General features: G+C 66.2%; 18 protein-coding genes and 1 riboswitch. Of the genes, 14 read left to right on the forward strand and 4 right to left on the reverse strand.

What is annotated here, in order from left to right; all coding sequences use genetic code 11:
* The first annotated feature begins 45 nt into the window (after positions 1–45).
* Positions 46–768: a VIT1/CCC1 transporter family protein gene (locus Q2T94_RS12675; RefSeq protein WP_302264772.1), complete on the forward strand. Its 723-nt coding sequence runs from the start codon at positions 46–48 to the stop codon at positions 766–768.
* Between the two features lie 96 nt (positions 769–864).
* Here the strand turns inward: Q2T94_RS12675 and Q2T94_RS12680 are convergent, their stop codons facing one another.
* Complete coding sequence (locus Q2T94_RS12680; protein WP_302264773.1) at positions 865–1,542, reverse strand: NADPH-dependent F420 reductase; 678 nt, start codon at positions 1,540–1,542, stop codon at positions 865–867.
* Between the two features lie 792 nt (positions 1,543–2,334).
* Positions 2,335–2,435, forward strand: a riboswitch (glycine riboswitch).
* Positions 2,436–2,613: 178 nt separating this feature from the next.
* Between Q2T94_RS12680 and gcvP the strand changes: the two genes are divergently transcribed.
* The 8 genes from gcvP to Q2T94_RS12720 all read left to right on the forward strand — a co-directional run bounded on the left by gcvP (position 2,614) and on the right by Q2T94_RS12720 (position 13,759).
* The gene (gene gcvP, locus Q2T94_RS12685) at positions 2,614–5,451 is read left to right on the forward strand and encodes an aminomethyl-transferring glycine dehydrogenase (RefSeq protein ID WP_302264774.1); all 2,838 of its coding nucleotides are present in this window, start codon (positions 2,614–2,616) and stop codon (positions 5,449–5,451) included.
* A gap of 39 nt (positions 5,452–5,490) precedes the next feature.
* Positions 5,491–6,603 (forward strand): glycine cleavage system aminomethyltransferase GcvT, encoded by a 1,113-nt coding sequence (gene gcvT, locus Q2T94_RS12690; protein ID WP_302264776.1) that lies wholly within the window; start codon positions 5,491–5,493, stop codon positions 6,601–6,603.
* A gap of 86 nt (positions 6,604–6,689) precedes the next feature.
* Positions 6,690–7,070, forward strand: coding sequence for a glycine cleavage system protein GcvH (gcvH, locus tag Q2T94_RS12695; RefSeq protein WP_264270015.1), 381 nt, complete (start codon positions 6,690–6,692; stop codon positions 7,068–7,070).
* Positions 7,067–8,386, forward strand: a complete 1,320-nt coding sequence (gene glyA, locus Q2T94_RS12700) for a serine hydroxymethyltransferase (protein WP_302264778.1) — start codon at positions 7,067–7,069, stop codon at positions 8,384–8,386. The genes gcvH and glyA overlap by 4 nt, the downstream gene beginning before the upstream one ends.
* A 157-nt stretch (positions 8,387–8,543) precedes the next feature.
* Complete coding sequence (locus Q2T94_RS12705) at positions 8,544–9,953, forward strand: L-serine ammonia-lyase (RefSeq protein WP_264270014.1); 1,410 nt, start codon at positions 8,544–8,546, stop codon at positions 9,951–9,953.
* A gap of 126 nt (positions 9,954–10,079) precedes the next feature.
* Entirely contained in the window at positions 10,080–10,601 is a 522-nt protein-coding gene (locus Q2T94_RS12710) for a GNAT family N-acetyltransferase (RefSeq protein ID WP_264270013.1), read from the forward strand.
* Positions 10,602–11,056: 455 nt separating this feature from the next.
* Positions 11,057–12,415 (forward strand): magnesium transporter, encoded by a 1,359-nt coding sequence (gene mgtE, locus Q2T94_RS12715; RefSeq protein WP_302264780.1) that lies wholly within the window; start codon positions 11,057–11,059, stop codon positions 12,413–12,415.
* Positions 12,416–12,613: 198 nt separating this feature from the next.
* Positions 12,614–13,759, forward strand: coding sequence for a baeRF2 domain-containing protein (locus Q2T94_RS12720; RefSeq protein ID WP_302264781.1), 1,146 nt, complete (start codon positions 12,614–12,616; stop codon positions 13,757–13,759).
* A gap of 94 nt (positions 13,760–13,853) precedes the next feature.
* On the opposite strand, the gene Q2T94_RS12725 is transcribed toward Q2T94_RS12720, so the two are convergent.
* Together Q2T94_RS12725 and Q2T94_RS12730 are read right to left on the reverse strand one after the other, a co-directional pair.
* Complete coding sequence (locus Q2T94_RS12725; protein ID WP_302264783.1) at positions 13,854–14,852, reverse strand: metal ABC transporter solute-binding protein, Zn/Mn family; 999 nt, start codon at positions 14,850–14,852, stop codon at positions 13,854–13,856.
* A 124-nt stretch (positions 14,853–14,976) separates the two neighbouring features.
* The gene (locus Q2T94_RS12730; RefSeq protein ID WP_302264785.1) at positions 14,977–16,293 is read right to left on the reverse strand and encodes a YibE/F family protein; all 1,317 of its coding nucleotides are present in this window, start codon (positions 16,291–16,293) and stop codon (positions 14,977–14,979) included.
* A 460-nt stretch (positions 16,294–16,753) separates the two neighbouring features.
* On the opposite strand from Q2T94_RS12730, the gene Q2T94_RS12735 reads away from it, so the two are divergent.
* The 5 genes from Q2T94_RS12735 (at position 16,754) to Q2T94_RS12755 (ending at position 22,403) form a co-directional block, all read left to right on the forward strand.
* On the forward strand, positions 16,754–17,827 hold the full coding sequence (locus Q2T94_RS12735) for a metal ABC transporter substrate-binding protein (RefSeq protein ID WP_302264787.1): 1,074 nt from the start codon (positions 16,754–16,756) through the stop codon (positions 17,825–17,827).
* Complete coding sequence (locus tag Q2T94_RS12740) at positions 17,824–18,633, forward strand: metal ABC transporter ATP-binding protein (RefSeq protein ID WP_302264789.1); 810 nt, start codon at positions 17,824–17,826, stop codon at positions 18,631–18,633. Before Q2T94_RS12735 ends, Q2T94_RS12740 begins: the two co-directional genes overlap by 4 nt.
* A complete protein-coding gene (locus Q2T94_RS12745; protein WP_302264791.1) occupies positions 18,630–19,541 on the forward strand; it encodes a metal ABC transporter permease in 912 nt (303 codons plus the stop codon). Before Q2T94_RS12740 ends, Q2T94_RS12745 begins: the two co-directional genes overlap by 4 nt.
* Positions 19,542–19,547: 6 nt before the next feature.
* A complete protein-coding gene (locus Q2T94_RS12750; RefSeq protein ID WP_302264793.1) occupies positions 19,548–20,378 on the forward strand; it encodes a metal ABC transporter permease in 831 nt (276 codons plus the stop codon).
* Positions 20,379–21,146: 768 nt separating this feature from the next.
* Positions 21,147–22,403, forward strand: coding sequence for an MFS transporter (locus Q2T94_RS12755; RefSeq protein WP_302264794.1), 1,257 nt, complete (start codon positions 21,147–21,149; stop codon positions 22,401–22,403).
* Positions 22,404–22,574: 171 nt separating this feature from the next.
* On the opposite strand, the gene Q2T94_RS12760 is transcribed toward Q2T94_RS12755, so the two are convergent.
* Positions 22,575–22,946 (reverse strand): ArsR/SmtB family transcription factor, encoded by a 372-nt coding sequence (locus tag Q2T94_RS12760; protein ID WP_367281542.1) that lies wholly within the window; start codon positions 22,944–22,946, stop codon positions 22,575–22,577.
* Positions 22,947–22,998: the final 52 nt, after the last annotated feature.

Here is a 22,998-nt window from a genome sequence, read left to right on the forward strand (position 1 = left end):
AACGGCCGCTGGCGAATGCGGCGGTCTGGTGCTTTGCTGGTGTCCATGGACCAGCAGGAGATGCAGCATGAGGGCGAACCCCACGACCAGGGCCTGGCCGAAAGGCTGAATTGGCTGCGGGCCGGGGTGCTCGGCGCCAATGATGGAATCGTCTCGGTGGCAGCGGTCGTGGTCGGCGTCGCCGGTGCCACCACGGCCACGGGTCCGGTGGTGGCTGCCGGTGCCGCCGCTGCGATCGGCGGCGCCATTTCCATGGCGTTGGGAGAGTACGTCTCGGTATCCAGCTCGGCGGACTCGCAGAAGGCGCTCATTGAAAAGGAGCGCCGGGAACTGGCCGAGATGCCCGAGGAAGAACTGGCTGAACTCGCCGGTCTCTACGAAGCCAAGGGGCTAAGTCGCGCAACGGCCCAGCAGGTTGCCCGGGAACTGACCGAGCACGACGTGCTCAAGGCACACCTCGATGTCGAGCTGCAGCTGGACGAGGACGAGGTGCTCAACCCGTGGAATGCCGCAATCGCCTCGGCCATCGCGTTCACGGTGGGTGCGGCATTGCCCTTCGCCACGGCGGTAATCCTGCCCGTGGGCCTGAGGATTCCGGTGACGTTTGCGGCGGTGCTGCTGGCGCTTGCGGTGACCGGGGCGACGGGTGCGCGGCTGGGCGGGGCCTCGGTGCTGCGGCCCACCCTGCGGGTGCTGATCGGAGGGGCCGCGGCGCTCGCCGTCACGTTCGCCATCGGTTCGTGGCTAGGCGTCTCGGGAATCGTCTAGGCCCGAACACCTGCAACCGAGGCAACGCACGAGGGGACGGAACCGCCGGTGGCGGTTCCGTCCCCTCGAATGTCCCGGATTGGGCAGGCGGGGGTCTTAGCCCACGATCGTCAGCGCGGTTCCCCAGTTGAAGTCGGGCAGCGCCGGATTGACCTGCATGGCCATGACCAGCAGCTGGAAGCCCTCGAGCTCGCGGGCGTGGTGCAGGCCACCGACCTCCAACGGGCGCATGCCGGCGGCGGTGACGAATGCCGCGACCTCGCCGCGGGCGGATTCCTCGCCGGCAACGAAGACATCAAGCGGCTTGCCGTCGGCGGAGCCGGAAGTCAGCGGACCGGCGAAGGTGGTGTTGAAGGCCTTCACGACGGTGGCGGAGGTCAAGGCGGAGATTTCCTCGGCGGCCGAGCTTCCTGCAGGGGTGGTCAGCGAGTCAAAGGTTGCGAAGTCCACCGGGTTGGTGATGTCGACCAGGATCTTGGAGTCCAGGGCCGAACCCTGGGCGGCGACGTATTCCTTGGCGGCGTCGAAGGGCAGGGCCAAAACGACGATGCGGCCCGCCGGGACTTCGGCGGTATTCCCGCTGGCGATTCCGGTACCGAGCTCGGCGGCAAAGGTGGCTGCGGTCTCGGTGGAGCGGGCCAGGACTTGCAGGCTCTTGCCGGCGGCGATCGAGCGGGTAGCAAGTGCGCGACCCATGTTGCCGGTGCCGATGATGGTGATGTCGATGTTCATGTCGTTCTTCTTTCCAAAGAGTCGAGCGAGGAAGTTCTTCATGTGATCCTCAAATCCTGTTTATTGAACCTTCAAGTAATACGATAGGCCCCAATGGTTGAAGTGTCAAGTATTTCAGGATGAATCGGTTGAAAAATGTTTGCGACACCCGGGTGTAGGCCGTGGACGTAGCGGGAAATATCTTGCTGAGTTGGGAAAATCTTGACGACCATGCGCCCGGGGGCGAAGGGTTGGAGGCATGGCTGAGAGTGGGGACTGGAAGGCGTGATCGGAAACCGCGTCCGTCGGATGGTCGGGATGGTGGGCAAGTACGCGAGCGCGGGGGTTTGTGCTGCTGGCAAGCCCGCTGTTCATCATCGCTGCCGCGCATTTGGCCGCGCGCGTTGTCATGGACATGAACGCCCGGGTGGCGCGGCTGTGGGTGGCAGTTGTTTACTGGGGGCTGATTGCCGTCGTGATTTCGTCGACAGCCGGTGCGGGGCGGCGGTGGGTGTGGTTTCGACGCAGCGCTAGGCATCCGGCATGGGTGTGGATTATCGGACTTGGCGCGCGGGCTGTTCCCGATGGCCGGGGTCCTTGCCCTCAGCATGCGATACCCGGTGCTCTCGCATGCCCTTGTCGATGTGGGCAACTTGTCGGTTTCGTCTTCGTCAATCTCTAGGTGTCTCCAGGATCGGGACCTGCCGGGCCAGGGTTCGCCCGGGGTGCAATGTGTGCCCTCGCGCAGGAGTGGCCCGCGTAAAAGACGTGTTGCTTCATCCAGGCATGTCCGTGTTGTCTGGCTCACGCATCGCCGGTAGGATGGTGATCGTGCCTCGAAGGGGGCGCAGCCACTGACATGCGGCGGGAGAGTCCCGTTCAACGAAAGTTGGTCGGGCGCCGTAGGAGCAATTCCTCCCCGGGAAACTCTCAGGCCCCCGTACCGCCGCGAAGAGGCAACTCTGGAAAGTAGCAACACCGCCGTTCGGCGGTGCGGCTCACCGAAGGTGCAAGCGTGCCCCGCCCTCACGGACCGGCGCAACGCGGAAACTCTCAGGTCAAGCAACAGGGTCGGGGAGGAACTTTGCAGCTCGTTCGGTGTGTACGCACGCCGATGACCCAATGGAGTTCCCCATGACCGTGACCCCGTCCGCTGAGTTCGTCGCCCGCCATATTGGCCCGCAGGGCAGCGACATCGACACCATGCTGAGCCAGCTTGGTTATTCTTCCATCGACGAAATCGTCGACACCGCCGTTCCCGCCGACATCCGCCAGAGCGAACCCCTGGACCTGCCGGCCCCACGCACCGAAGCAGAGGTCCTTTCGGACCTGCGCGTGCTGGCAAACAAGAACGTCATGAAGACCCAGATGATCGGGCAGGGTTTCTCCGACACCTTCACGCCGCCGGTGATCCTGCGCAACGTGCTCGAAGACCCGGCCTGGTACACGGCCTACACCCCGTACCAGCCGGAAATCTCCCAGGGTCGCCTCGAGGCGCTCATCAACTTCCAGACCATGGTCATGGACCTGACCGCGATGCCTATCGCCAACGCCTCGATGCTTGACGAAGCCTCCGCCGTCGCCGAGTCCGTGCTGCTGATGCGCCGTGGCAACAAGGCAAAGGGCAACGCCAAGACCGTGCTCGATGCCAACCTCTTCCCGCAGACCATCGCCGTGGTTCAGGGCCGCGCCGAAGCCCTGGGCTTCGAGGTCGAGATCGCGGACCTGTCCAAGGGCCTGCCCGAGGGTGACATCTCCGGCATCGTGCTGCAGCAGCCGGGCAACAACGGCGCCGTGGTTGACCACACCGCCGTCATCGCCGCTGCCAAGGAGCGCGGCGCGATGGTCACCATCGCCGCCGACATCCTGGCACTGACCATGATTACCGCCCCGGGCGAACAGGGTGCCGACATCGCCGTGGGCAACACCCAGCGCTTCGGCGTCCCGCTGTTCTTCGGTGGCCCGCACGCCGCATACCTGGCAGTGCGCACCGGCCTGGAACGCCAGCTGCCCGGCCGCCTGGTCGGCGTGTCCAAGGACGACGCCGGGTTTCCGGCCTACCGTCTGGCACTGCAGACCCGCGAGCAGCACATCCGCCGCGAGAAGGCCACCTCCAACATCTGCACCGCCCAGGCGCTGCTGGCCATCACGGCCTCGATGTACGCGGTCTATCACGGCCCCGCTGGCCTCAAGCGCATCGCCCAGCGCGTCCACAACCACGCCCGCACCATCGCCACCGTGCTCTCCGGTGCCGGCCTGGAACTGGTTGCCGACTCCTTCTTCGACACCGTGCAGGTGAAGGTCGCCGACTCGGCCGCCATTATCGCCAAGGCCGAGGAAGCCGGCATCAACCTGCGCCGCGTGGATGCCACCACCGTGGGCATCTCCACCGACGAAGCCACCACTTCGGCACACGTTGCGGCCATCGCCGGTGTCTTCGGCGTGACGGGTGAGGACTTCAAGGCAGAGGGCTACGAGCTGGCGGCATCGTTGCAGCGCACCAGCGACTACCTGAGCCACCCGATCTTCAACACCATCAAGTCCGAAACCCAGATGCTGCGCTACCTGCGCAAGCTCTCGGACCGCGACCTGGCCCTGGACCGCACCATGATCCCGCTGGGATCGTGCACCATGAAGCTGAACTCCACCGCCGAAATGGAATCCATTTCCTGGCCGGAATTCGCTTCCATCCACCCGTACGCCCCGGCACACCAGACCGAGGGCTGGCGCGAGCTGATCACCGACCTCGAAGGCCGCTTGACCACCATCACCGGCTACGCGGGCGTCTCCATCCAGCCCAACGCCGGTTCGCAGGGCGAATACGCGGGCCTGCTGGCCATCCGCGGCTACCACCTGTCCAACGGCGATGACCAGCGCACCGTCTGCCTGATCCCGGCCTCCGCGCACGGCACCAACGCCGCCTCCGCCGTGCTGGCCGGCATGAAGGTCATTGTGGTGAAGACCGCAGCCAACGGCACCATCGACGCAGCCGACCTGGACGCGAAGATCGAAGCCAACAAGGACACCCTTGCTGCCATCATGATCACCTACCCGTCCACGCACGGCGTCTACGACGCCGACGTGCGCGAGGTCTGCGACAAGGTCCACGCGGCCGGCGGCCAGGTCTACATCGACGGGGCCAACATGAACGCCCTGGTCGGCCTCGCCCAGCCGGGCAAGTTCGGCGGCGACGTGTCGCACCTGAACCTGCACAAGACCTTCTGCATCCCGCACGGCGGCGGCGGACCGGGCGTGGGCCCGATCGGCGTTGCCGAGCACCTGATCCCGTTCCTGCCGGGCGACCCGTCGGACACCTACTCGATCCGCGACGGCATCCCCGTGGTTGCCACCATGTTCGGCTCCGCCGGCGTGCTGCCGATCTCTTGGGCCTACATCGCGATGATGGGCGGCGAAGGCCTGACCGACGCCACCAAGATCGCAATTCTCTCGGCGAACTACATTGCCAGCCGCTTGAACGAGTACTTCCCGATCCTGTTCACCGGCAACAAGGGCCTGGTCGCACACGAGTGCATCCTGGACCTGCGCGAGCTGACCAACAAGACCGGCGTCACCGCCGAGGACGTGGCCAAGCGCCTGATTGACTTCGGCTTCCACGCCCCGACCCTGTCCTTCCCGGTCGCCGGCACCCTGATGGTGGAGCCGACCGAGTCCGAGGACCTGGTCGAGATCGAACGCTTCATCGAGGCCATGATCGCGATCCACGCCGAGATGCAGCAGGTGCTCGCCGGCGACTTCTCCCTCGAGGAATCCCCGCTGCGCAACGCCCCGCACACCGTGGCCGCCGTGGTCAACACCGCCTGGAACCGCAAGTACACCGTTGAGCAGGCAGCCTTCCCGGTGCATGCCCTGCGCATGGACAAGTACTTCCCGGCCGTGGGACGCATCGACGGAGCAGGTGGCGACCGCAACCTGATCTGCTCCTGCCCCCCGCCGGAAGCCTTCGAAAACTAATTCCGACACTCATTTTTGAGCCTCACGAAAGGTAGCTTGATGAGCGACCCGAAGAAAACCTCCCTGCATGCACAGCATGCGGAACTAGGCGCATCCTTCACCGACTTTGGTGGCTGGGACATGCCGTTGAAGTACGGTTCGGAATTGGCCGAGCACAATGCGGTGCGCGCCACCGCCGGCCTGTTTGACCTCTCCCACATGGGCGAGGTCTGGGTCGAGGGACCCGAGGCGGCGACGTTCCTGAACACCGCGCTGGCCGGGAACATGGCGGTGATGAAGGTCGGCAAGGCCAAGTACTCGGTGATCTGCAACGAAACAGGCGGAATCATCGATGACCTGATCACCTACCGTCGCGGCGAGGAAAAGTTCCTCGTGGTGCCCAACGCGGGCAACGCCCCGGTGGTTGCCGCTGCCCTGGCCGAGCGTGCCAAGGGCTTCGACGTGGTTGTCACCGACGCGTCCGCCGAGACCTCGCTGGTCGCCGTGCAGGGCCCGAATGCCGTGGCCATCCTGCACGAACTGGTCGACGAGGCAGCCAAGTCAGTGGTCTCGGACATGAGCTACTACGCTGCCGACGAGGTCACCGTTGCCGGCATCGACGTGCTGCTGGCACGCACCGGCTACACCGGTGAAGACGGCTTCGAGCTGTACGTGCCGAACGCGCAGGCGGCCGAACTCTGGGACGCATTGATGGCCGCCGGCACCGACCACGGGCTGATCCCCGCGGGTCTGGCCTGCCGCGACTCACTGCGCCTGGAAGCCGGCATGCCGCTGTACGGCAACGAGCTTTCCCTTGAGGGCAACCCGTTCGAGGCCAACCTTGGCCCGATCGTTTCCTTCAAGAAGGAAGAGGACTTCGTGGGCCGCAAGGCACTGGAGGCCATCAAGGCCGAAGGCGCCAAGAAGGTCCTGGTGGGCCTGAAGGGCCTGGGACGTCGCGCCGGTCGCGGCGGCTACCCGGTGTCCGTGGACGGCGTGCAGGTCGGCGCCGTCACCTCGGGCCAGCCGTCGCCGACCCTGGGCTACCCGGTGGCCCTGGCCTACGTGGCCCCGGAGTTCGCCGAGGTCGGCACGAAGGTCGATGTTGACCTGCGTGGCAAGCCCGAGGCATTCGAAGTCGTCACACTGCCGTTCTACACCCGAGCCAAGTAACGTTGTCGGTGGCGGGCGCGACGAGCCCCGCCACCGTTCAACCGGCTTAACTTCTTTACCCACATTCTTTGAGAGGAAACACCCCCATGAGCAAGGTTCTCGCATCCCTTCGTTACTCGGCCGAGCACGAATGGGTCGACTCCGCGACCCCGACCAAGGTCGGCATCACCCAGGTTGCCGCGGACGCACTGGGCGATGTCGTATATGTTGACCTGCCCGAGGTCGGCGACACTGTCACCGCCGGCGAGACCTGCGGCGAGGTCGAGTCGACCAAGTCCGTCTCCGACCTGTACGCACCGGTCACCGGCACCATCGTCGAGGTCAACCAGGATGCCATCGACAACCCGGCCATCCTGAACGAAGACCCGTACGGCGCCGGCTGGCTGTTCACCGTCGAGGTCTCCGAGGAGGGCCCGCTGCTCTCGGCAGCAGACTACGCCTCCGCAAACGGCGGCGACGTAGCGTGACCGCAGTGTTCGAATCCCTTGCACCTGCGTCGCTGACGCAAAGCATTGCCACCCTGGATCCGGAGATCGCGGAGCGGATCGACGCGGAGCTGGCGCGCCAGCAGCGCGGGCTGGAGATGATCGCCTCGGAGAACCACACGGCCCTGGCCGTGATGCAGGCCCAGGGCTCGGTGCTGACCAACAAGTACGCCGAGGGCTACCCGGGCAAGCGCTACTACGGCGGCTGCGAGGAGGTCGACGTGGTGGAGACCCTGGCCCTGGAGCGCGTCAAGGCGCTCTTCGGTGCCGAGTTCGCCAACGTGCAGCCGCACTCCGGGGCGCAGGCCAACGCCTCGGTGATGCACGCGCTGATCCGTCCGGGCGACACCATCATGGGCCTGAACTTGGCCCACGGCGGGCACCTGACCCACGGCATGAAGATCAACTTCTCCGGCCGCCTCTACAACATCGTCCCCTACGGCGTTGAGGAGGACACCCTGGTGGTGGACATGGACAAGGTCGAGGCCCTGGCCCTGGAGCATAAGCCGAAGATGATCGTCGCCGGCTGGTCCGCCTACCCGCGGCAGCTGGACTTCGAGCGGTTCCGGGAGATCGCGGACAAGGTCGGCGCGTACCTGTTCGTGGACATGGCGCACTTCGCCGGCCTGGTCGCCGCCGGTCTGCACCCGAACCCGGTGCCGCACGCCCACGTGGTCTCCTCCACCACGCACAAGACCCTGGCCGGTCCGCGCGGCGGGATCATCCTGACCAACGATGCGGACATCGCCAAGAAGATCAACTCGGCGGTGTTCCCGGGCCAGCAGGGCGGCCCGCTGGAGCACGTGATCGCCGGCAAGGCGGTGGCGTTCAAGATCGCCGCGACGCCCGAGTTCCGCGAACGCCAGGAACGCACCCTGGCCGGTGCGAAGATCCTGGCCGAGCGCCTCACCGCACCGGATGTCGCGGCGGCGGGCATTTCCGTGCTCACCGGCGGCACCGACGTGCACCTGGTCCTGGTGGACCTGCGAAACTCCCAGCTGGACGGGCAGCAGGGCGAGGACCTGTTGGCGAAGGTGGAGATCACGGTGAACCGCAACGCGGTCCCCTTTGACCCGCGTCCGCCGATGGTCACCAGCGGTTTGCGCATCGGCACCCCGGCGCTGGCCACCCGCGGCTTCTCCGAGGCCGCCTTCGTGGAGGTCGCGGACATCATCGCCGAGACCCTCATCGCCGGCACCCAGGAGAACAACGAGGCAACGCTCGCGGACCTGTTGGACCGCGTGCACGCCCTGGCCAACGCCCACCCGCTGTACCCGGATCTGGCCAAACTGGTCTAGTCCCGGACTCCTTGCAAGATATCGCGAGCCCGGGACCAGAGCGGTCCCGGGCTCGCGGTTTTTGCATCTCCTGCCGTGGCGCGCATCACACGCCTGCTGCTTGCAGCATCCATCATCGAGAACCACCACAGCGGCATATACGAAGGAAGTTTGTTCAATGGCTATCAGTGTTTTTGATCTTTTCACCGTTGGCATTGGGCCATCGTCATCACACACGGTGGGACCCATGCGCGCCGCGCACGCGTTTGCCGCGAAGCTGGTGCGCGAGGAAATCCTCGTGCAGACCGCATCGTTGCGGGTCGACGTCTACGGTTCGCTGGCCGCCACCGGCCGCGGCCACGGAACCTTCACGGCGATCATGCTGGGACTGGAAGGCTACGAGCCCGAGGCCATCCTGCCGTCCGAGGTCGATGAGCGCCTCGACGATATGGCGGCGACCGGCAAACTGCAATTGTGCAAGGCGCTGGGCGGGGGCAAGGAAATCGACTACAAGGTCGAGGACATGATCCAGCACCCGCTCACGGTCCTGCCCCGGCACACCAACGGCCTGAAGATGGCGGCCTTGGATGCCGAGGGCAACATCCTGGCCGAGGATACCTACTATTCGGTGGGCGGCGGCTTCATCGTGCGCGAGGGTGCCGAGGAAAAGCTCGCAGCCAACCTCGAGGGCGCGCTCAACGCGCAACCCTACCCCTTCACCACCGCCGCAAAGCTGTTGGAACACTGCGCCACGTCGGGTCTGTCCATTGCCGGTGTCATGGCCGCCAACGAAGAGGTCTACCGCTCCAAGGAAGAAATCCGGGAAGGCCTGTTGCACATTTGGCAGGTCATGGAGGATTGCAAGGACTCCGCGCTGGAACGCGAGGGCGTGCTGCCCGGCGGGCTCAAGGTTCGCCGCCGCGCCCCCGAATGGCACAAGCGCCTGGCCAAGGAAGACAAGGACCGCGATCCGGTGTACTGGCAGGAATGGGTCAACCTGGTGGCGCTGGCCGTCAACGAGGAAAACGCGTCCGGCGGCCGGGTCGTCACGGCCCCGACCAACGGTGCTGCCGGCATCATCCCCGCGGTGATGTTCTACGCGACCCACTATGCACCCGGTGCCCAGTACTGGAACCAGGAAGAGCGCGAGGACGTGATCGTCCGCTTCATGCTCACCGCAGCGGCCATCGGCGTGCTCTACAAGGAGCAGGCCTCGATCTCCGGCGCGGAGGTCGGTTGCCAGGGCGAGGTCGGTTCGGCCTCCTCGATGGCAGCCGGCGGCCTGGCCGAGATCCTGGGCGGCACCGTTGACCAGGTGGAAAACGCAGCGGAAATCGCCATGGAGCACAACCTTGGACTGACCTGCGACCCGATCGGCGGCCTGGTGCAGATCCCGTGCATCGAACGCAACGCCATCGCCGCTTCCAAGGCCATCAATGCCGCCAAGATGGCGCTGATGGGCGACGGCCAGCACCACGTCACCCTGGACGAAGTCATCATCACCATGCGGGAAACCGGCAAGGACATGAGCGACAAGTACAAGGAAACCGCCATGGGCGGCCTGGCCGTGAACGTGATCGAGTGCTAGGGGCGTAGTCCCACAACAACGGCCCGGTACCTGCCGCTGTCCCGGATTTTTCGGGGCAGCGCAGGCGCCGGGCCGTTCGTGCTTCCGATGCAGGAGGGAAGGTTTCCGACTGGTAGCCTTCGAAGCATGCTTGAGATCCGACCCTTCACCGCCGCCGATGCCGAAGCCGCCCTGGACGCGCGCGCCGAGCTGGACGCCGACGACTTCGACTTCCTGCTGGGGTATTCGGCCCGCCGGGGATTCGATTCCTACCTCGAGCAGCTGGCGGCCCACGAAGAAGGCCTGGGCCTGCCCCCGGGATGGGTCCGCTCCGCGCTCTGGGGCGCCTTCTCCGAGGGCACGCTGGTGGGCCGGACCTGCATCAGGTTCGAACTCAATGAGAACCTGCTCGCCGTCGGCGGGCACATCGGCTATGCCGTTCGCCCGGGGCACCGCAGGCGCGGCCACGCCACCAGGATCCTGCGCCTCTCGCTGGCACAGTTGGCGCAGCACAACATCGAATCGGCACTGGTCACCTGCCGTGACGACAACACCGGATCGGCCCGCACCATAGAGGCCAACGGGGGAGAGCTGGAGAACGTCATCGAGGCCTCCGACGGACCCACCCGGCGGTACTGGGTTCCCACCCGCGCCACGCCTCGGGGCTGAGGTCCCGCGCGGCGGGACACTGCTGCGCATTGGCCCTTCCTCGGGACCGTGGCCTACCATGGGAAGGACGCCCGGACCCGGAGCGGCCACGCGCAACGGCGGTGCCTGCCCGGGGAAATCCCGGCCCCAACACGGATGGAGGTGACCGCACGCATGGAAGACGGACCTAGTCGATCTAGCACGCCGCGCGAGCGACACCTCTGTGCCCCGGAATCCCCCACCACCCAGCCATGACCCTCCCCTTCCCCGCCCGGTAGCAAACACCGAGCCGGGAACCGGCCCGCATTTCGGGTCATGGCTCCACGTCCATGGGGGGATGGCTTCCAGGACGCAGCAGGTGCTGCGCGGCCGCTGTGAAACTCACAGCCCAAGCCCACAACACCCACTGCCGACACACGCCGCCGGGACCAACCGGTGCGATGCATGCGTGTGTTTTCACCGGAGGGAACCGGAGAATGATCAAGACCCCCACCAGCTCGTTCGAGACCAACTCGGAGCACCTGGCCACGGCCCTGGCCGAAGGCGACATCGCCGCGACATCACGGGTGTTCCTTCCCCTGGGAACCAGCGAAACCCTTGAGCAGATCGAGCGCCTGGGCACCATTGAGCGGGCGCTTGCCTACCGCACGCTTCCCAAGGGCCGCGCCCTGGAGGTCTTCGAGCGCCTCGATGCCTCGCTGCAGGCCGACCTGGTCGCCGGCCTACAGGAACAAGACGTTGCCGAGGTCTTCGCCGCGCTCAGCCCCGATGACCGCGTGGCACTGGTCGACGAGCTGCCGGCAGCCGTCGCGAACCGGCTCATCCTGGGCCTGAACGAGAAGGAACGTGCGCTGACCGGCACGGTGCTGGGCTACCCGCAGGGTGCGGTGGGACGCTGCATGAGCCCGGAATTCGTGACCACCCGTCCGGGGAACAGCGCGGGGGAGACCCTGGCCAGGGTGCGTGGCCGGCTCGATGACGCCGAGAGCGTCTACACCATCCCCGTCACCGATGCGGGCCGCCGCTTGGTGGGCGTCGTGTCGCTGCGCGACGTGCTGCGTGCCGAGCCCGGGGCACGGATCGAGGAGATCATGAAGACGCCGATTTCCGTGACTGCATCGCTCGGTGCCGAGGAGGCCGCCAGGTACTGCGCCGACGCGAAGGTCCTGGTGCTGCCGGTCGTGGACGACGAGGAACGCCTCGTGGGGATCCTGACGGTGGACGACGCGCTACGCATTCTTGAGGAGGCCGAAAGCGAGGACGCTGCCCGGTCCGGCGGCACCGAGCCGCTGCGCCGCCCCTACCTGGCAACCCCGGTGCGCTCGATCGTGCGGGCCCGCGTGGTGTGGTTGCTGGTCCTGGCCCTCGGTGCCACCCTGACGGTCAAGGTCATCGGCGCCTTCGAGGCGACGCTGGAGGCGCAGGTGGTGCTCTCGCTGTTCATCCCGCTGCTCATCGGGACCGGCGGGAACACCGGCAACCAGGCCGCGACCACGATCACCCGCGCCCTGGCGCTGGGGGACGTGCGGCCGCGGGACGTGTTCAAGGTGTTCGCCCGCGAGGTTCGGGTGGGCGCGCTGCTTGGGCTGCTGCTGGGGACCCTTGGCTTCGCGATCGCGGCGCTGGCATTCACCATCCCCCTTGGCCTGGTCATCGGACTCACGCTGCTGGGGGTGTGCACCATGGCCGCGAGCATCGGTGGGTTGATGCCGTTGCTGGGCAAGGCCGTGCGCGCGGATCCGGCGGTCTTCTCCAACCCGTTCATCTCCACATTCGTCGATGCCGCGGGGCTGGTCATCTACTTCCTGGTGGCCACCAGCATCCTGGGGCTGTAGCAACGGGGGGCCAACCGGGGCTCGACATGCGGGTTAAGGAGCCCGTCCCGGTGCCCCGGGGCGGGGCACGGATCGCACCATCGTACCTAATGAAAACGCTTTTGAGCAGCCCCTTTCGGCGGGGTGTATTCCGGTGCTACGGTGAGCAGACGGATCGAATCGGCACGCGGGCTTCCTCGCGTGGGAAGGAGTTCCCCCATGACTTCACGCGCAGGTTCCACAGGAATCGACGCCTCGCTCTACCGTCGACAGGGCCAATGGTCTACAGCCCTCGTAGATGTTTCGCTTGGAACAACCGCGGCGCAGGAAGCGGTTGACGCACTCCCCGAACACGTAGGAAAACTGCTCGGCTCGCAACAGGCTTCGGAGGCCGACATCGGAGCCCTGAAGACGGCCCTGGTGCCAGCCGAGGGACACGCGGCACCGGTCGCCCGCTTTGTGGCCGTGAACAACGGCGAGGTCGTTGTCGACGAAATCATTGATGGACTGAAGGTCGAGGCGTCCGACGTGGACTGCGGACCCTTCCCCAACCTGGTGGCCCTGGCCCGCGCCCGTGGGGGACAGTTCCCCTACCTGGTGGTCGAGGCCGGCCGGGACGGTGGAGAGGTGCGGCTATACCACTCCGCTGTACAAGGCGTCGAGGAAAGACGCGGCGTCACCGGGGACCCGGAGGAGGCGCATCACGCACGCAAGGTTCCCGGGACCTATAGCGAACCCAAGAACCAGTCCTCCACCGAAGAGATCTGGCGGCGCAATGCCGATGACCTGGCCAAGCAGATCGACGAGCTGGCAAGGGAAAACTACGTCAGGCTCATCGTACTGGCCGGCGACGTCAAGGCCCGCGAACTGGTGGCCAGCAAGCTGGCCCCCGCTCACAAGCCGATCACCAGCATTCTCGAGCAGCACACGCGCACCGGCGGGGCGGACCAATCCGTGTTCGCCGCGGCCGTGCAGGAACGAATCGATGAAGTCCTGGGCAGGGACGTTCAGGAACTGTCCGAACGCGTGGCGAACCGCAGCGGAAACGGCCGCTCGGAACTGGCACTGGGCTTCGACGAAGTCGTTACGGCACTGCAGCAGGCGCAGGCCGACACGGTCCTCGTGGGCCAGTACCAGGACGATGAGACGCTCATTGCCCTGAAGGCCGACCCATGGCTTTGCGGCGAGGGCTCGGATGAACACTCGGAATTGGTCATCGGTTCCTGGCCGGCCCCGGAAGTGCTGTTGCGGGCCACAGCGCTGACGGATGCCACCATCCGCTATGTGCCCGAGGGCGTGCTGCCCGACGGTGTGGGCATCGCGGCGCTGCTGCGCTGGCCCAAGAACACGGATGCCGGAGACTGAGGGCCAGAGAAGGGGAAGAGGACGCGGAAAGGCCCGGCGGCCGTCGATTCGGAGAACGACGGCCGCCGGGCCTTGTGGCGCCTGCGGGTCCTGGCTACTTGGCCACGGACTCCATGGCCTGGATGTTGGAACCCATCCACGAGACGTAGTCGGTGTTCTCCGGCAGGGTCTCGGTGAAGTCGACGACCGGGACCTTCGCGCCCTCCGCCTGCTTGCGGATGCGTTCGGTCTGCGGGCTTTCCGTCTGGGTGTTGTAGGCCAAGACGTCGATCTCTCCGGCGTCGAAGCGCTTGCCCATCTCGTTGAACGCTTGGGGGGAGACTTCGCCGCCGCCTTCGATGGATTCGCTCAGGCCCTCCGGGGTGGCATCTGCCATGCCCATGTCGGTGAGCAGGTGGAAGGGGACCGGCTCGGTCATGGCGAACTTCTTGCCGTCCAGCGCGCCGTGCAGCTTCTCGACCCGGGCCTCGAGGCCCTTCAGGTCGCTGGTCAGTGCCGCGGCGTTTTCGGTGAAGACGGCGGCCGACTCGGGCTTCAGGGTGCCCAGGCGCTTGGCGATCTCATCGGTGAGCAGGCGCATGGACTCAAGGTCGTACCAGATGTGCTCGTTGAAGGCGCCGTGGGCCGCGTGCTCTTCGGCGGTTTCGCCGGCGTGCTCGTCCGGGCCAGTGGCTTCGTCCGCATGTTCGTCGGCTGCGCCTTCCTCGCCTTCCGCGATCGGCGAGGTGTCCACGGCGTTGACGAGGGTGGAGTCCGAAAGCTTCAAGTCCTTGGCCAGGACGTCCATGAACGCGTCGTATCCACCGCCGTTGGCCACGACCAGCTGCGCCTTGGATAGTGCCAGCTTGTCCCGGGACGTGGCCTCGTAGGAGTGCGGATCCTGCGACACGGAATTGATCACGGGCGTTGCCTCCACTTCGTCGCCGCCGATCCGGCTTACCAGGTCGGCGTAGACGGTGGTGCTCGTGACGACTTGCACCCTGTCTTGCCCGGCGGGGGCGGATTCCTGGCTTGCGGCATTTCCGCCGCAAGCCGCCAAGGCGAGCGTGCCGGCGAGGGCCACGGGGAGAAGGCGAAGTGTTCGACGATTCATGGGTGAAGCGATCCTTTGGGGGATGAGTGGCGAGTATGTTCGGATATCCACTCTAACCTAAACAAGAACCATTATCGTTTGATTGTGAGAAAAACGTCCATGGGCCGGATCCCTTGGATGCCGGTCAGTCGGTGCCGGGCGAGGCCGCGGCGCGGGCACCCGCCGGCCGGAGTGCGCGGCGGCCCGAAGAGCGGGAAACGGCCGTTTCCCCGGGCCCGGGGACCTCGCCGGAACCCTTGCCGCCCGAGCCGGTGGCCTTGACCACGGCCACGGCAATGGCCGTAGTCACCGGAATGGCCAGCACCAGCCCGATCGAACCCACCAGGATTCGAATGACTTCCTCGGCCATTTGGCCGGTGGTGAGGGTGTCCATCAGGGGTCGGTCGTACAAGCTCACCAACACCAGGATCGGCAGTGCCGCGCCGGCGTAGGCGAAGGCAATGGTGTAGACGGTCGAGGCGATGTGGTCCCGGCCGATGCGCATCCCCGAGGCGAAAAGCTGCCGGGCAGTGGAATGCGGTGCGATTTCCGCCAGCTCCCAGACCGCGGAGGACTGGGTGATGGTCACGTCGTTGAGCACGCCCATGCCGGCGATGAGCAGGCCGCACAGCAACAACCCGGAGAGACTGAGTTCGGGCACCACCGTGCTGAGAGTCAGGGCCGAATCCTCGGTTGCACCGGTCAGCGCCGCAGCGTCGGTGGCCCAGGTGGCTATCGCCGCGGTGACGCCCAGCCCGAACAGCGTGCCCAGCAGCGCCGTGGAGGTCCGTGCGGAGAATCCGTGGGCAAAATACAGTGCTGCAAACATGACGATGGTGGACGTCGTGAGCCCAACTAGCATGGGGGATTTGCCTTCGAGCAGCGCCGGCACCATGAAGCTCACAATGAAGAACAACCCGCCGGCGAGCCCTGCCAGTGCCCGCAGCCCGCGCCACCGCGCGACCATGCACACCACCGCCGCATAGGCGATGCCGAGCAGGGCCAGGGGGGTCGAGCGCACAAAATCAACGAAGACATACGGCGCGGATGTATCCGTGGTGTGCGACAGGTCGAGGTACTTGATCTTGTCCCCGGCCAAAAGTGGCCGGGACTGGGTCGTTTCCGGCGGAACTTCCAGGGCGAAGGATGCGCCGCCCGCCTCGGGGGCGACATAGGAAATCTCGCACATCAGTTCCTTGCCGCCGACCTCGTCCAGTCCCTGGGAGGACGGGCAGACTTCACTCACGGTCCGGGTGACGGTTCCGGTGGAAAGCTCCGCACCGTTGGCGGTGTTGAAGGTGTCGTTCAGCGGGGACTTGGCGATGTCGCCGCTGGGCCAGAGCATGATGGTTGCGATGAACGCCAGCACCCCCACCGGGGCAAGCAGGATCCAAAGGATGAGGTTGGCGCGTCGGCGCCGGGCCGGGTCAACGAGTACGTCGGCGTGGTGGTGTCCACCCATGAAAGGTTCAGCTCCAGATCGATTGCGTGCTGTGTCTCCCCAAGAGGCCCCCACCAGAACAGTGTAGCGATTCGATAACCACGTTTTCCTTGGTCGCGTGAACAAGTGCCGGCTGCTAAGGCTCGGCATGGGTATGTCAACCCGGTGTGCCCTGGCGCTGACATGGGAGGGCACCAGTACGGATTGGCCGATATCACTCAGGCGAATCGCAAGAAACTTGTTTGCGAGGTTGGAAATGGTTCCCCGTCTGCGCGGCCTTCGTGCGGTCCACCGCATACTCGGTCACCTCGTTGACGATGTCCGCCGGGAAGAGCGTGCCACTGGTATTGCCCTGCGTGTGACGGATGCGGAGCGTGCGGGAGTGCGATGCTCCTGATTTGTTAACGAGAATGATTATCAGTATTGTTTGCAAGTGGCGACCCAGTGGATCGCCGACACTCGCGAACCAGATAGAGGACCCATGATGAAACGAATCGCCGCCTATCCAGTTGCCCTGCTGACGGGCGGCGCACTCCTGCTTACGGCGTGCAGTGCCGAGACGAACGCCACGGAACCGGCCGGTCTGTCGGTCGTGGCCACCACGACGCAACTCGGGGATTTCACCCGGAGCGTGGTCGGGGAGATCCCCGCAAGGGTCACGCAGCTTGCGGATGTGAATCAGAGCCTCCACGGCTTCGATCCCTCGGCAGGCGACCTCGTCGCGATCCGGGAGGCCGACGTCATCGTTGTCAACGGAGGTGGTCTGGACGGCTGGATCGAAGACGCCATCGAGGCGAGCGGCTTCGACGGGGTCATCGTCAACACGAGCGAAGGCATTGACATGGACGTCTCGCCCGCAGGTGCGGCCGATTCGCACGAGGGTGAGGCCGCGGAAGCCGAAGAGCACGAGGCCACGCCCGGGGGCGAAGACGCGCATGCGGGCGAAAGCGCAGAAGAGCACGCGGCGCATGCCGGCGAGAGTGGCGACCCGCATGTCTGGCACAACGTGAACAACGCTGTCAGCCAGGTGGAGGCAATCACCGCGGCCCTGGCCGCCGCGGCACCCGAGCAGGCCGCCGCGATCGAGGCCAACGCCGCGGGGTATGTCGATGAGCTGCAAGCCCTCAACGCCTGGATCCACGAGAACGTCGACAAGGTACCTGCCGTCGAACGCCTCCTGGTGACCAGCCATGATGCCTTCGGGCACTTGGTTGACGACCTTGGCATCACGTACGTCGGTGCGGTGATCCCGAGCACGAACGACAGCGCCGAGGCGTCGGCCGAACAGCTGGACGCGCTGATCGCCCAGATCAAGGAAACCGGGGTGAAGGCGGTGTTCGCGGAAAGCTCGATCAACTCCGCCGCTGCGGAAACCATCGCCGATGAGACCGGCGCGAAGGTGTACGCGGGGGATCAGGCGCTCTACGGCGACTCCCTGGGTACGGCCGGCAGCCCCGGTGAGACCTACCTGGGTAGCCAGGCACACAACGTGGGCCTGGTCCTGGAATCCTGGGGCGTCACGCCCTCCGAGTTCCCGGCGACGCTGGGCAAATGATGACAGGTCCAGCCCGGCCGGACGCAACGGAGGTCGCAGGTGCCGCGCTGGTGCTGGGCGAGGCATCTTTCGGATACGACGGCCATCCGGCCGTGAGCGGATTGAACCTCTCCGTGATGCCCGGCGAGGCCGTCGCCGTGATCGGCGCCAACGGCTCTGGGAAGTCCACCTTGCTCAAGGGCCTGCTCGGATTGGTCCCTCGCCTGTCTGGAACCATGGCGGTCGCCGGTACCGGTCGTCGCGGGACCGGTGGGCGCGGCCTGGGATATTTGCCGCAGAGCGATGCGATCGACCCGGAATTGCCGGTGACGCTCCGGCAGATCGTCACCATGGGACGCTATCGCGGGCTTGGCTTGTTTCGTTGGGCCGGCGCGGCGGACCGGAGAATGGTGCGCGAGGCGCTTGAAACCGTTGGCATGGGAAGCCATGCGGGTGCCCGTTTCGGCGACCTCAGTGGCGGGCAGCGCCAGCGCGGCCTCCTGGCCCGGGCGATCGCCTCGGAACCGGCGATCCTGCTGCTCGACGAACCATTCAACGGCCTGGACCGGCCCAACCGCACCGCGTTGATCGAGGCGCTGCGCCGGCTTAAGGAACAGGGCGTGGCGATCCTCGTTTCCACCCACGACCTTGAAATCGCCCGCGAGGTCTGCGACTCGGTGTTGCTGCTCGAGGGCCGCCAGATTGCCTATGGGCCCCGCGACAAGGTCCTCACGCTGGAAAACGTGCAGGCGACCTTCGCGAACGTCCAGGTCGAAATCGACGGACACACCCTCGTCACCCCGGGGCACGAGGTGTTTTCGGCGTGAACCTTGTGGACACCCTCATGACGGCCTTCAGCCTGCCGTTCATGAATCGGGCCGCCCTGCTCGTCATTGTCCTGGCAGTACTTGCCGCCACCGTCGGGCTGTTCGTCAACCTCCGCGGGCTGGAGTTCATGGGCGATGCGCTGGTGCACGCCGTGTTTCCCGGCCTCGCCGTCGGCCTTGCCGTAGCGGGCGAAGACGGCCTGGTGCCCGGCGCCTTCATCGCGGCGTTGCTGGGTTCGGTCATTCTCACGCTGATCTCCCGGCGCGGCGTGGCGCAGGACGCGGCGCTGGCCATCGTGCTAGCGGGCATGTTCTCCGTCGGGGTCGCCGTTGTCAGCACCCGAACGGATTATTCGGCACAGCTGGAAGCCCTGCTTTTCGGGCGCATGCTTGCCATTCCGGAAAGCCAGCTGATCGAGACAACGGTCATCGCCGTGATGGCGGTTGTACTCCTGTTCATCCTTTGGCGTGTGCAGATTTTCCGCGCGGTCGACCCCAATGGATCGCAGGCCGCGGGCTATCGCCCCGTATGGATCGACCTGAGCCTGAACGTCGCGATTGCCCTGGCCGTGGTGGCAACGGCGGGCGCGGTGGGGAACCTCATCGTGTTGGCCGTCATCATCATCCCGGTCGCCGTAGCACGATTGATCAGCCGCCGTCTGCTGCTGTTGCCGCTGATCGCACTTGGCTTCGCGCTCGGCGCCATGTGGCTGGGACTGGCCATCACCTACATCGGTTCCGTCGAGGCGGGCCTGGACCTGCCCAGCGGAGCGACAATCGTCATGACCCTGGTGCTGGGCTACCTTTTAGTCTTCTTTGGGCGGACCGGCATCGACGCACTTCAACGCCGCCGCGGGCGTGCACGCGCCGCATCGCGCGCACCGGAATCCTCACAGGCAGGAGCCTGACCCGCCATGGACTTCTTCACCCGTGCACTGATCACCGGCGCACTCGTCGGCGCCTGCTGCGGCCTCACCGGTGTGCTCGTGCTGGCCCGCCGTCGCGTGTTCTTCACCCAGGCGCTCACCCACGCCACCTATCCCGGAGCCGTCGGCGCGGCCATCATCGGCATCCCGATCCCGGTCGGTGCCGCCCTCGCGGGGCTGGGGCTGGTATTTGCCATGACGGGACTGGACCGGCAGCCGCGGCAGGGCCGGCAGGTTGCCGCCGGCATCATCCTGACCGGCGGTTTCGCGCTTGGTGCCATCATGCAGGCGCTCGTCCCCAACCTGCCCATTGACCCGGAAGCCTTCCTGATCGGATCGATCCTCACCAGTCGCGCCGACGCGCTCATCGTTGCCGCCGTCACGCTCCTCGGAGTGCTCGTCGTCTTTGCCGGGTGGGGCCCGAGGCTGCTGTTCTCCAGCGCGGATCCCATCGGCTACCAGGCGGCGGGATTCAATCCCGCCCGCATGGACGCACTCGCCCTGCTGGTCACCACCGCGACGGTCGTCGCCGCGCTTCCCGCGGTCGGTGCGATCCTCATGATTGCCCTCATTGCCGCCCCCGCACAGGCCGCAAGGCTCATGACCAAAAACCTCGCCGGGAACCTCGTGCTCGCTCCGGTCCTCGGCATGCTCTCGGTTTTCGTCGGTCTCCATGCCTCGCGGCTGACCGGGATCGCAGCCGGATCGGCCATTGCCATGACCGCAGTGCTGCTGTTCATCCTGGCATTCGGCTGGCGTCAGGCCCTCGGTTCCCGCGGCAGGAATCGCGTTGCCGGGACGGCGTCCACCCTCAGTTGATTCGCGGCACGCAGGTCAATCCAGCCGAAGCGACGAGTGGTCTTGTCCGCTGTGCGGGCGGAGGGCCCCGGGTGCGAAAGCGATGGGCATTCGCTGGCCTCCCCGCCGGCCGACAGGTTCTCTAAGCTCGCGGTGGGCCGTTGCGCATGCTCGGCGGCAGCCGAGCACGAAGACGCGGAGGTCCCCGCCCGACGCGTATTCATCCGCAACGGACACCGGCTGCAGCAGCGCAAAGCCCGCCACCGTAGCGCCCTGCCCTCCGGCCTGCCTGCACTCTTTCGGTGAATGTTGTCGGTGCATCACGGCGGCACGAGTGGCGTGCGCGTAACCCGCAGCTCACCTGGAAGGGGGCGGCCGGACCGCATCCTCAACGCAGCCAGGTCCTGCCCTGGGCGTACGCAAGGACGAGGTGTCCCTCAGTAATCCATGCCCCGGGTCCGTGGTCCATGTGTGGTTCCTATTACCGCCTTCTTGGTGGCTAGCCGCTGGCGATTGAGTGGAACCGGCGCAATCCCGGGAAGTTTCCTCCTCAACAATAGAGCGGATAGATTTCCTCGGACGAAGCCCAAAGGCGCACGTACTTTGGGATTAGAAGGACGGCCCAAGCGCCTGGACATACTGTTATAGTATGCGTATGAATGCGGATATGGATAGATGTGATGTTGGCCCCACGTCGGAAGGCTTTGGCTTCGCCGTCGAAGTCTTCGGCATCTGCTCCGCTTCACCGCCCTCCCCCTTCCGAGAATCCCCTCTACGTTAGGTCGGCCCGTGCTCGCCGTTCTCCGCAACACCGTCTACGCCCGGCTCTTTGGAGCCCAGGTCATCGCGCTGCTGGGCACCGGGTTGCTCACTATCGCCCTGGGCCTGCTGGCCTTTGACCTGGCGGGCGGGGATGCCGGGATCGTGATGGGCACGGCCATGACGATCAAGATGCTCGCCTACGTCGGCATTGCGCCTTTGATTAGTGCGCTCCTGGCCCATGTGCCGCGGAAGCGGCTGCTGGTCAGCGCGGACGTCGTCCGTGCCGCCGTGGCCCTGTGCCTGCCGTTTGTCACCGAGGCGTGGCAGATCTATGCGCTGATCTTCCTGCTCCAGTCCGCCTCGGCGACCTTCACCCCGGCGTTCCAGGCGTTGATCCCCTCGATCCTGCCCGAGGAACGCGAATACACCCGCGCGCTTTCGCTCTCCCGGCTCGCGTACGACCTGGAGTCGCTGGTCAGCCCGATGCTGGCGGCGGTGCTGCTGACGGTCTTGAGCTACCACAATCTCTTTGCCGGCACCGTGGTGGGCTTCGTGGGCTCGGCGGTCCTGGTCGCCGTGACCCGGCTACCGGTCACGGAACCGCCGACCAGTGTGGGGTTTCTCGACCGCCTCACCGGCGGTGTGCGCACCTTCTGGGCGCGGCGGGAACTGCGGGGGCTGATGGCCCTGAACCTGGTGGTGGCCACCACCACGGCGATGGTCATCGTCAACACCGTCGTGTTGGTCAAGGCGGACCTTGAACGCTCGCAAGCCGATGTCGCGCTGATGCTGGCCGCGAACGGGGCAGGGTCCATGGTGGTGGCCCTGGGCATTCCCTGGTTGTTGGACCGCTTCTGCGATCGCCGGGTGATGTTCTGCGGGGCCGCCGTCCTGCCCGTGGCACTGCTGGCCGGGGCTGCGGTGATGCGTTGGGGTTCCGGCCAGGGTCAGTGGTTCGCCCTGATCGGGATCTGGTTCCTCATCGGGGCGGCGACCTCCACGATCCTCACCCCGTCCGCGCGCCTGCTGCAGCGCAACAGCGACGAGCAAACCAGGCCCGGGGTCTTCGCGGCGCAGTTCTCCCTCTCACACGCCTGCTTCCTGCTCACCTACCCCCTGGCCGGAACCCTCGGAGCGGTTTTCGGGTTGCCGGCCACGGCCACGGTGCTGGTGGGCATCGGCCTTCTCGGGGCGGTCCTGGCCTTCGCGACCTGGCGCACGCCACCCGGAGCCGAGCCCGGTTGGCCCGCCGCAACCCGCCCCGCCGCCAGAAAAGGCCGCTAACCGGAAGCATTTTTCGTGAGACCCATCACCGGGACGGGGACTGGCAGCCGGGGCGGAAACGGGGGGTGCATCGCATCGCCGGGGTGCCGGGTCCCTCGCGCTGAAAGCGCGCCGGTTTCCCGGGAAAGGGAACCGGGCTACGCAGCCACCAGGGTGCCGGCCTAGGGAGAATCAGGCCCGGGCCTCGTGGTGCCGGGGGACCTGCCCTCCCGTGGTGACCGAGTGTTCCGCCTGCCGGACCGCTTCGCGGATCACCTTGCTGGGGTGGTGGTCAATCAGCTTGTAGAGCACCTTGGTGCCGTCTTGGCGCGTGGTCACCATGCGGGCCATCCTCAGCCGGGCCAGGTGCTGGGACACGCCCGAGGGGGACTTCTCGACCAGCTTGGCCAACTCGCCCACCGAGAGCTCCTCGCCGTGTTCGAGTGCGAACACGATCCGGATGCGGGTGGGGTCCGAGAGCAGGCCAAGGACCTCCCCGGCCAGCTCGATGAATTCGGGTTCGATCGGTGGGGTGGTCTCAAAGTTGTCCGCGTGCATACGCATATACTGTCATAGGTGTCGGTTTCCCGGGATTCCGACGCGCTTACTTGCCGCC

The sequence above is a fragment of the Paeniglutamicibacter sulfureus genome (assembly GCF_030512175.1).
Lineage (GTDB): Bacteria > Actinomycetota > Actinomycetes > Actinomycetales > Micrococcaceae > Paeniglutamicibacter > Paeniglutamicibacter sulfureus.

Bases quoted from the DNA above. Each gene is read 5' to 3' on its own strand.
- Q2T94_RS12760 (WP_367281542.1), bottom strand. From the start codon at position 22,946: ATGCGTATGCACGCGGACAACTTTGAGACCACCCCACCGATCGAACCC.
- mgtE (WP_302264780.1), top strand. From the start codon at position 11,057: ATGATCAAGACCCCCACCAGCTCGTTCGAGACCAACTCGGAGCACCTG.
- gcvH (WP_264270015.1), top strand. From the start codon at position 6,690: ATGAGCAAGGTTCTCGCATCCCTTCGTTACTCGGCCGAGCACGAATGG.
- Q2T94_RS12740 (WP_302264789.1), top strand. From the start codon at position 17,824: ATGATGACAGGTCCAGCCCGGCCGGACGCAACGGAGGTCGCAGGTGCC.
- Q2T94_RS12680 (WP_302264773.1), bottom strand. From the start codon at position 1,542: ATGAAGAACTTCCTCGCTCGACTCTTTGGAAAGAAGAACGACATGAAC.
- Q2T94_RS12705 (WP_264270014.1), top strand. From the start codon at position 8,544: ATGGCTATCAGTGTTTTTGATCTTTTCACCGTTGGCATTGGGCCATCG.
- gcvT (WP_302264776.1), top strand. From the start codon at position 5,491: ATGAGCGACCCGAAGAAAACCTCCCTGCATGCACAGCATGCGGAACTA.
- gcvP (WP_302264774.1), top strand. From the start codon at position 2,614: ATGACCGTGACCCCGTCCGCTGAGTTCGTCGCCCGCCATATTGGCCCG.
- Q2T94_RS12675 (WP_302264772.1), top strand. From the start codon at position 46: ATGGACCAGCAGGAGATGCAGCATGAGGGCGAACCCCACGACCAGGGC.
- Q2T94_RS12725 (WP_302264783.1), bottom strand. From the start codon at position 14,852: ATGAATCGTCGAACACTTCGCCTTCTCCCCGTGGCCCTCGCCGGCACG.
- Q2T94_RS12735 (WP_302264787.1), top strand. From the start codon at position 16,754: ATGATGAAACGAATCGCCGCCTATCCAGTTGCCCTGCTGACGGGCGGC.
- Q2T94_RS12730 (WP_302264785.1), bottom strand. From the start codon at position 16,293: ATGGGTGGACACCACCACGCCGACGTACTCGTTGACCCGGCCCGGCGC.
- Q2T94_RS12750 (WP_302264793.1), top strand. From the start codon at position 19,548: ATGGACTTCTTCACCCGTGCACTGATCACCGGCGCACTCGTCGGCGCC.
- Q2T94_RS12710 (WP_264270013.1), top strand. From the start codon at position 10,080: ATGCTTGAGATCCGACCCTTCACCGCCGCCGATGCCGAAGCCGCCCTG.
- Q2T94_RS12720 (WP_302264781.1), top strand. From the start codon at position 12,614: ATGACTTCACGCGCAGGTTCCACAGGAATCGACGCCTCGCTCTACCGT.